Annotated in this window: 7 protein-coding genes and 2 pseudogenes; 2 read left to right on the plus strand and 7 right to left on the minus strand. The window is 47.5% G+C overall.

Translation table 11 applies throughout. From position 1 onward, the window contains the following. Both MiSe_RS54310 and MiSe_RS45985 read right to left on the minus strand, forming a co-directional pair. Window positions 1-194, minus strand: a 194-nt coding sequence (locus MiSe_RS54310) for a cyanobactin maturation protease PatG family protein (RefSeq protein WP_444980638.1), incomplete at its 3' end; no start/stop codon positions are given. A 4-nt stretch (window positions 195-198) separates the two neighbouring features. After that, a complete protein-coding gene (locus MiSe_RS45985; RefSeq protein ID WP_444980639.1) occupies window positions 199-2,277 on the minus strand; it encodes a PatA/PatG family cyanobactin maturation protease in 2,079 nt (692 codons plus the stop codon). A 59-nt stretch (window positions 2,278-2,336) separates the two neighbouring features. On the opposite strand from MiSe_RS45985, the gene MiSe_RS51735 reads away from it, so the two are divergent. Beyond that, window positions 2,337-2,531: an element excision factor XisI family protein gene (locus MiSe_RS51735; RefSeq protein ID WP_264197052.1), complete on the plus strand. Its 195-nt coding sequence runs from the start codon at window positions 2,337-2,339 to the stop codon at window positions 2,529-2,531. Next, window positions 2,528-2,716, plus strand: coding sequence for an element excision factor XisI family protein (locus MiSe_RS51740; RefSeq protein ID WP_264197053.1), 189 nt, complete (start codon window positions 2,528-2,530; stop codon window positions 2,714-2,716). Before MiSe_RS51735 ends, MiSe_RS51740 begins: the two co-directional genes overlap by 4 nt. 427 nt (window positions 2,717-3,143) lie before the next feature. On the opposite strand, the gene MiSe_RS45995 is transcribed toward MiSe_RS51740, so the two are convergent. From MiSe_RS45995 to MiSe_RS46015, 5 genes and pseudogenes are all read right to left on the minus strand, one after another. Continuing rightward, window positions 3,144-3,335 (minus strand): cyanobactin biosynthesis PatC/TenC/TruC family protein, encoded by a 192-nt coding sequence (locus tag MiSe_RS45995; protein WP_226593564.1) that lies wholly within the window; start codon window positions 3,333-3,335, stop codon window positions 3,144-3,146. Window positions 3,336-3,515: 180 nt separating this feature from the next. Continuing rightward, on the minus strand, window positions 3,516-3,710 hold the full coding sequence (locus MiSe_RS46000; RefSeq protein WP_226593566.1) for a cyanobactin biosynthesis system PatB/AcyB/McaB family protein: 195 nt from the start codon (window positions 3,708-3,710) through the stop codon (window positions 3,516-3,518). 50 nt (window positions 3,711-3,760) lie between these two features. Continuing rightward, window positions 3,761-3,898 (minus strand): annotated as a pseudogene (locus MiSe_RS53405) (anacyclamide synthesis protein AcyF); the annotation flags it as partial. 515 nt (window positions 3,899-4,413) lie between these two features. Next, window positions 4,414-4,575 carry an anacyclamide/piricyclamide family prenylated cyclic peptide gene (locus MiSe_RS46010; protein ID WP_226593568.1) on the minus strand — a complete coding sequence of 54 codons (162 nt, stop codon included), beginning with the start codon at window positions 4,573-4,575 and terminating at the stop codon, window positions 4,414-4,416. Between the two features lie 1,046 nt (window positions 4,576-5,621). After that, window positions 5,622-7,656 (minus strand): annotated as a pseudogene (locus MiSe_RS46015) (S8 family peptidase). Window positions 7,657-7,941 lie beyond the last annotated feature (285 nt).

The raw sequence follows: 7,941 nt of genomic DNA on the forward strand, positions 1-7,941 counted from the left end.
TATTTCGGCACAGACCAAGAACGCACCTCACCCAAAGTAACCGGCATCGGATCTCTGACATCAATCGTAAACCGGAATACCTTCTTCGCCCTGCGACCATTTTCCGGGTCAAAAAACTTCAATTTCACATCCCAACAATCGCTATCGACGCGACAGAACGGGCTTTTTTCCACTTCAATGCTGTCGAGTTCCATCCCCCTAGCCACCGCAAAGGCAAAGGTAGAAGCTGCTTGAAACGCATTCGTAGCCGCAAAACCCTCGCGCCCTATCTCTAGAAGTTTGTCCCAAATTCCGCAAATCGAAATAGATGCGCTTCAGGAAACTACCCAAAGAACGTCGCATTCCTTCTTCATTCGCCTCTCCCGCTTCAGAACGCACCGTTTGTAAAGCAGAATTCACCAGCGTATTCACTTTCCAACCGTACATTCCCCGCGTATTTTGCACCGAAATTACCGGCACGACTTGCCCAGAAAAAAGTTTAACCGTTCTATCTGTCAACTTTCCAGGAATGCTCGCCCGTTCGATGTAATCTTCCCTGTCTTCCGGTTGCACCTGTCCGGCTAAAATTAGCTGCAAAGTTTCGTAGATATCTGCCGCAAATGCACCCACAGGTTCAATCGCATAAACCGGGGTTAATTCAATATTCAGCGTCCAAATTAAAGCTTTCGCTTCTGAAAGATTTTCGCCCAAATAATCCACCATCTGACGCGCATCGTAAGGATTGGCAGGAATGAGCGTGCCATCGATATTTACCCCTGGCATTAATTGTTTGAAAGTATCGCGCCTCGCCTCGGTGCCAAAGTCGTAGCCCAAGGTTCCCAAAGCATAAACTAAGTTTGATTTTTGGCTAGGAGTAACGCCATCGGCGGTAATGTAGCTAGGCATGGCAGATAGTTCTAAATTGTCTGGTTGGTTTGTATCGGTAGAGTCCGCTTTGGATGCAAATCCGCTCATAGCTAAAGTCGGTTCAAACCGACTCTCAGTGATGTTTTCAGTCCTCTTGAGAGGACTTTCGCTATAGCTCAAGTGGAAATTGATTGCCGGGCGGGTTGTGTTGGCAGGGGTAACGCTTGTAGCTAAATTTATTGCAGCGCGGTTTGTGTCGCTAGGAGTAACGCTTGTAGCTAAATTTATTGCAGCGCGGGTGATACCAGAAACTACGACAGGATTAATTTCCGGTTGATTTATCCTAGTTAATAACTCCCCAGTTAGTAACCCAAACGCACCCGGAATATTCAACTTGCCGCGCAAACACCGTTCCGGTTCTTCCACTTCTTCCGGGTTGCAAGGAATGGCACTATTTAAAATCGCCGTGCGAATCGCTTCCGCATTCGGTTTTTCGCCCCGTTGCAATTGCACGCTCATCAACAAAGCCGCCGTACCCGTTACAATCGGTGCCGCACAACTGGTACCTTTTTTGCGTGCAGGTTCGTCGGTGCCTGGTTGTGCCCCCAGGATGTTTTCTCCGAAAGCTAGCACGCCCTCAGACTCATAATTGCCGCCGTAATTGCTAAATTTAAACGGCTGTTCGTCGTCTCGCATCGCGCCCACCGTCAGGACGCCCCCAAGCACGGCGGGAATGCACCAACATTCCCCTTTGTCGTTACCGCCAGGGGCAACCACCAGAATATTATTATCCTGGCACTGACGCACAGCGCGAGCAATCAGGTCGTGGGCGATTCCCGTTTGGGTGGGATGACAAGCTGCACAGTGGATGATGTTCGCTCCCAAGTCCAGCGCTAGGTTGAAGGCGCGGGACAGGTTGAGGGGAGAGATGAATTCGTCGCCGACGCCGCTGGTGTCGATGGGAATGTTGAAGGCGCGACAGTTGGGGGCGATACCGGGGGCCCGAGAGCCGTGCTGACCGACAATGGTGCTAATAATGTGCGTAGCGTGGAAGTCACATTGCAGGCGCTTCAGGATGGGTTCTGGAATCTGTTTTTGCAGGGCTTCTACTTCTTGTTTCAGCGCTTGCACGGCTGGGTGTTCGTCTAATTCTTCACTATCTGTATCGTCGCTATTATTTTTTAGCTCTTTTTTTAGGTCTGCTTTTTGCTTTTCTAGGGCTTCTATTTGCCAGAATAATTCTACATATTGCGGTTCGATGGGGGCGGGTTCTTCTTGCCAGTAGGGTTGCAGTCGGGTGAGGTTTGCTCCTTGAAAGCAGGCGCGGAAGATATCGGCAGAACCATCGAGAATGGCAATAGTAATGCGGGGGTCGCCTTTGGTATGGGTCCAAAGTTCGGGGATTCCGGGGATGGCGATCAGGTCGGGCATTATACTAGATTAATGATTGATAATTGAGCTATTTTACAGCCAATCTCTTGTTTATTTAGATGACTGTTTATGTTATCACGACATTAAATTATCATGATTTAGTTGACAAAATCCTCCCGCAATATGCAAAGAGCGCGGTTGGCGAAGGCACGGAAGTTGAAGTTATTGCTGATGGAGTTAGGGGACATTATCTGGTGATGTTTGTTGGTTGGCGGGATGAAGTCGGTGGTTTATGGGAGTTTGATTCATATTGATATCAAAGGCAATCGGATTTGGATTGGCGCGAGATGGCACCCAGTCGGGGATTGCTCAACAATTGGTTGACGCAGGGGTTCCCAAGAGTGATATTGTGTTGGGTTATCGCTCGCCTTTTGTGAGGCAATTTACTGGGTTTGCAGTAGGAGTTGAGCAATCAAGCAATTCTAACCACAAGCAGTAGGTCGGGGTCAATACTAACTAACTTGAGGCTTCTGACCAAAATGGGCAGCAATTAAGAGTGCCTTTTTCCTGGCAACTCTGGGGAATAATACCACAGGTTTTGGTATTATGCCCACCAGATTTTATCCAAGAACGCTCTACTGGAATTGTCAAAATTGGGAAAAGGTTTTTCTGGTTCATAGGGATGGGAAAAATGTTTCATATCATGTTTGGTCGATTACCCATAATTAGAAGCCGGGACACGGCACGATTAACGTTATTTGTTTGTCCGAGATATCTCTGATGCCGTGTCCCTACGCAACGACGGGGTAAGGTTTTTTTATGATGGGCAATTCAAAGGACATCATATCACTCTTGTTAGTAACACAGTCAGGCATCTGAGAAACCGGGTTTCCGATTTTTCAGATCAACCCGGTTTCTTTGCTTCATTAACACCAAATCCGACCGCGACGGAAGGGTGGGTCTTTGTCCGGGTCGTGGTTTTTAGCCATTTCTTTCCACCAGTAAGAATAGTCTTCTAAACCTGTTGAGCGTAACAGCTTTTCTTTCGCTTGTTCCTCTTTGGTTTTGGTGGGTTCAGATTGTGGTTGTTCTGGTTGTTGTTTTTTGTTGGCTGGCATTTCTAACTCCTTTTTATTGGTTATCGGTACGGCTACTTGTAATTTCAAATAATCAATCACGTGCCGCTAAAGGAAGTGGTGATTGCTTTCTGTGCTTACCAGAGGCAGAGCCTCTAGATATGCGTTACCAGGCAAGAGCCTGGTAACGAGGCGAATCTAAAATCTAGAATTGCAGTTTCACTAGCCGCAGGAAGATTTGATTTGCTGATAGCCTCGCGCTTGAAAGGCGGCGGGGTCGTTGTAGTTGGCGCCGTGGAGTAAGTCCATACGGATGGAAACTAAATCTTCAACTCTGCCGTGAATGACATCGACGGCGCGATGGGGGTAAATGATATCGGGTCTTTTGACGGGGGTTGATAGTTTGGGTAATCTCATGGTTTTACGGGTGAAATGTTTACAAGTGAAATGGGCAAGAAGGTTAAATGTCAAGAAGAGTTGGTCATCTGGTAATATAAATTTATATTCCCAATTGAACTGGCTAGAATTTCCCGCTCTTGTAACCCGATAATTGCTCCTTTGAAGGGTTGGGTTTGATAGTAAGCATGGACTCTGTTGGCTGTGTCATTGCTCTGAAGACAGGCTAATGGCTAATAGCTAATGGCTAATGGTAGAGGCAAAAAATCTTCCCATCAGCAATGAACAATTAGCGATTAGCAATCAGAGCAACCCACAATAGTTATAACTAGCAACTTGAGTTAACTATGGCAGTTATGAGCGGTTAACTTTTGATGGGTTGACGCAGTGGCAGAAGGCGTTTCTCAAATTGGGCAATAGCAAAGGAGGAATGCGCCCAAAAATATCGGGGGTTTTGTCAGCGCTATAAACCCAAGGGGAAAGTTGCCAGCAAGTCTTACTGGGGTAGCAAGTTACTAGCTGGCATGAGTATCAGTAAGTCCTCTGGTCAATCCCGTAGTAGGGGTTCTCGTAAGAACCGCAACGAGTTTCCCGCGTACCTAAGGTAGGAAAGCCCGATGGTATCAGAGGTGGCGCGTCAATTCATTGAGGCAAATCGTGCGCCGCCGCCACAGAGAAAAGAATGAATGACCTTTGCAAGATGTTACTGATAGAATTGAAGGGATTACGACCCGTCATCCCCGGAAAAAGGCGTATCCCAAACTAAGGTCCACGAAAAATCCGAGGCGGACAACCCACTAGAGCTGCCTGCATTGTTGCGGCTGGTGGTTGTCGTCCGTTCAACGGGGGCTACTAATTGGGGTTTAACAGATTTTTTGGTTTTCATAGTTCGTACTCCATTGTACGTAGTTTTGGTTTGGTCGGGTCTATGTTTGACCCCTTCTTCAGTTAGTGAAGAAGACTGTTGGGGGTGCGTACGCTTTCTTCTTTGGTGAAGAATATTTGGCTGGAGCCTCGCGGGTAGCCTGGTTTTTTTGGAGTGCGTACGCTTGTCAGGAAGGGCGTACCGGATTTGGTGTGCGTACGCTTTTTGGAGGCGATCTCTTATTGCTTGTTTATCATCCTATAAATTCCTGGCAAAATTGTCAAGCTTTTTTGGCTAATTTTTCGGCTATTTTAGCTTTCTATTTATCCAGTTAACTTTGAGGTTTGCTTGCAGCAAATCAAGGTGCGAATCGCAAACAAACAAGAAAAAGTTGGCGAGACCCATTTATTTCCAAATCTTAAACAGGAAAGCCCGTAAATCGATGATTTATTGGCGGATGATTGAAGCAGCTAACCTGTTTGTATTCAGTCAGCCTTGAATTAAAATTCCGGATCAGAGCTACTGTCAGTTGCAACGGAATGGTAAATATTTTTAACTTGTTTTAAGGGGTTTTAGCTATAAGAGCTGAAATTTATTTCCAGGTGCTCAGCCGAGAGATGGTGAGTTATATCATGTCCGGTTGATCGCGCATAATTTGGGGTAGGGGCACGGCGTCCAAAATCTCTTAACAAACCGAGTAATATTAAAGATGCCGTGCCCCTACGAGAATTACAGCGGATTGCAATCAAAGTGAGGTACACCAACAGCTGTGTGCGGGCACCATGCGCGGGTGCCCGCACACAGCTGTTGCGATAACGCTTTCCCTCACAAGGGCTGCAAGCCGCTGTACAAGCGCTCAAACGGGCATGATATTATGCGATCGCGCTACACAGAAGTTGCTAGTTATAACTATCATGGGTTGCACAGCAGAAGCTAATTGCTAATTGCTAATTGCTCATGGGAATATTTTTCAGTTCTACTATTAGCCATTAACGATTAGCCATTAGCTGTTAGCAGTTCTAAAAAGATAGCTAGCAACTTGCGTTAATACCATTCCAGCGGACAGATTAATAGGGCGTAGACCAAGAACGCACCTCGCCCAATGTCACCGGAATCACATCGCTGACATCAATCGTGAACCGGAACACTTTCTTGGCACGGCGACTATTTTCTGGGTCAAAAAACTTCAGTTTCACATCCCAACAATCGCTATCAATCCGACAGAAAGGACTTTTCTCCACGGTAATACTATCGAGTTCCATTCCTTGCGCCACCGCAAAAGCAAAGGTAGAAGCGGCTTGAAACGCATTCGTCGCGGCAAAACCCTCGCGCCCGGTCTTGAGAAGTTGTACCCAAATTCCGCAAGTCGTAATAGATGCGGTTGAGGAAACTATCCAGGGTGCGTTGCATCCCCGCTTCGTTGACTTGTTCCGTAGTTGCACGGACTGTTTCAATCGCCGCAGTGACTAAATTGTTGACTTTCCAACCATACATTCCCCGCGTATTTTCCGGCTCAATTACTGGCACCACTTGCCCAGAAAATAGCTTCACCGTTTTGCCAGTAAGGCGTCCAGGAATACTGACTCGTTCGACATAATCGGCGCTATCTTCTGCCTGAATTTGTCCGGAGAGCAATTCCTGCAACACTGCATACACTTCCCGCGCAAAGGGACCGACGGGTTCGATGGCATAAACTGGAGTCAATTCGATATTCAGCGTCCAAATCAATGCCTTCGCTTCGGAAAGACTTTCTGCCAAATAATCGACCATCTGACGCGCATCGTAAGGATTGGCAGGAACGGTAGTGTTATCCACCGCCACCCCAGGCATGAGTTGTTTAAATGTATCGCGCCTTGCTTCGGTACCAAAGTCATAGCCTAAAGTACCCAAGGCATAAACTATACCGCCGGTAGATGCGTCAGATTGGCTAGCGGTGACATAATTTGAGCTGCGATTAGACATGGTTGAAGTTGTTGCAATAGATGGACGAGTTGAGATTGTTTGGGTTGAAGCAATTGTTGGCGCAGTCGCTTCTGCTGGGACAATTTCTGGACTTGCCGTCAGACTAGAAGCAGTAATTTCGACCAGAGGCAGAGCCTCCATCTCCTCGTTCCCAGGCTCAGCCTGGGAACGAATGGCGGGAGGCAGAGCCTCCGGCTGATTGCTCGCCAGAGTTCCCCCACAGCCACATCCAGAAGCAGTAACGGCTTCCAATTCTTCTGACATTGTTTCTCCTGTAAGTAAATTCAAAGCACCCAAAATATTCAACTTGCCAACCAGACAGCGGTTGCTGTTTGTATCGGCAGCATCGCAAGGTAAGGCACTCTGTAATAGGGCGGTGCGTACTTTTTGGGGATTGGGTGAAACCCCTTGCTGGACTTGCAGACTCAGCAACAAAGCTGCTACCCCAGAAACAATCGGCGTGGCAAAGCTGGTACCGCTCAGCCGTACCGTACCGCCTCCGGGTTGCGCGCCCAGAATGTTCGACCCAGGAGCCAGAATGCCCTGATTTTGGTAGGTTTCGCCCCAGTTGCTAAAGTCGATGGGATTCCCTTGTTCATCCATTGCTCCCACTGCCAAAACTGCTGGCAGGGATGCCGGAACGTGCAAGCAAAAGCAACCGTCGTTTCCCGCCGCTGCCACGAGCAAAATATTGTTGTCTTTGCACAGACGCACCGCTCTGGCGAGCCAGTCTTCGGCTGCGCCAAAATCGGTCTATTTTCCGCCGCTGATATTAATAATGTGCGCTCCGGCACTGACGGCTTGTTCGATGGCGCGGGATAAATCGAGTTGGGATAACTTGCGTCCTCCATCGCTAAATACTGGAATAATCAATCCCCGACATCGGGGTGCAATTCCTGGTACTGAGGAACCATGCTGACCAAAAATGATGCTGGTGACGTGGGTGCCGTGGGTGGACATATCCCCTTGGGGTGTTGCGTCTCCCTGTACCAAAGTAGGCAGTCGGGTGAGATTTGCTCCGGCAAAACAAGCGTGATTTTGGTCAACTAACCCATCTAGAACCGCAACGCAAATTTCGGATTCGCCAGAGGTTTTCTCCCACAATTGTTTGATTCCCGGTATAGCTTTTACATCGGGCATTTAAGTTCAAATATGTTTGAGCCTGGTTTATTTAAAACACGAATATTAGATTACCGGAAGTTTTGATCCAAAATTTTTGCCGTTACAAATTTTAAACTTTAATCCGGAATTAACGGATTGTTCCTGCTTGGGAGCGAGGGAGCGCACCAATTAAAATATTTAATAATTTTATGATTGACTTTGAGCGGATTTTTTCCGCTATTCGAGCGCCAGATCGCTAGTTTTGGACGCAAGTTAAGAAGTTACCCGCTCTCCCAGGGGACGGCAAGATAAATATCTCGGTTA

Origin of the sequence: Microseira wollei NIES-4236 (assembly GCF_020521235.1) — a bacterium.
GTDB classification, from domain to species: Bacteria; Cyanobacteriota; Cyanobacteriia; order Cyanobacteriales; family Aerosakkonemataceae; genus Microseira; species Microseira wollei.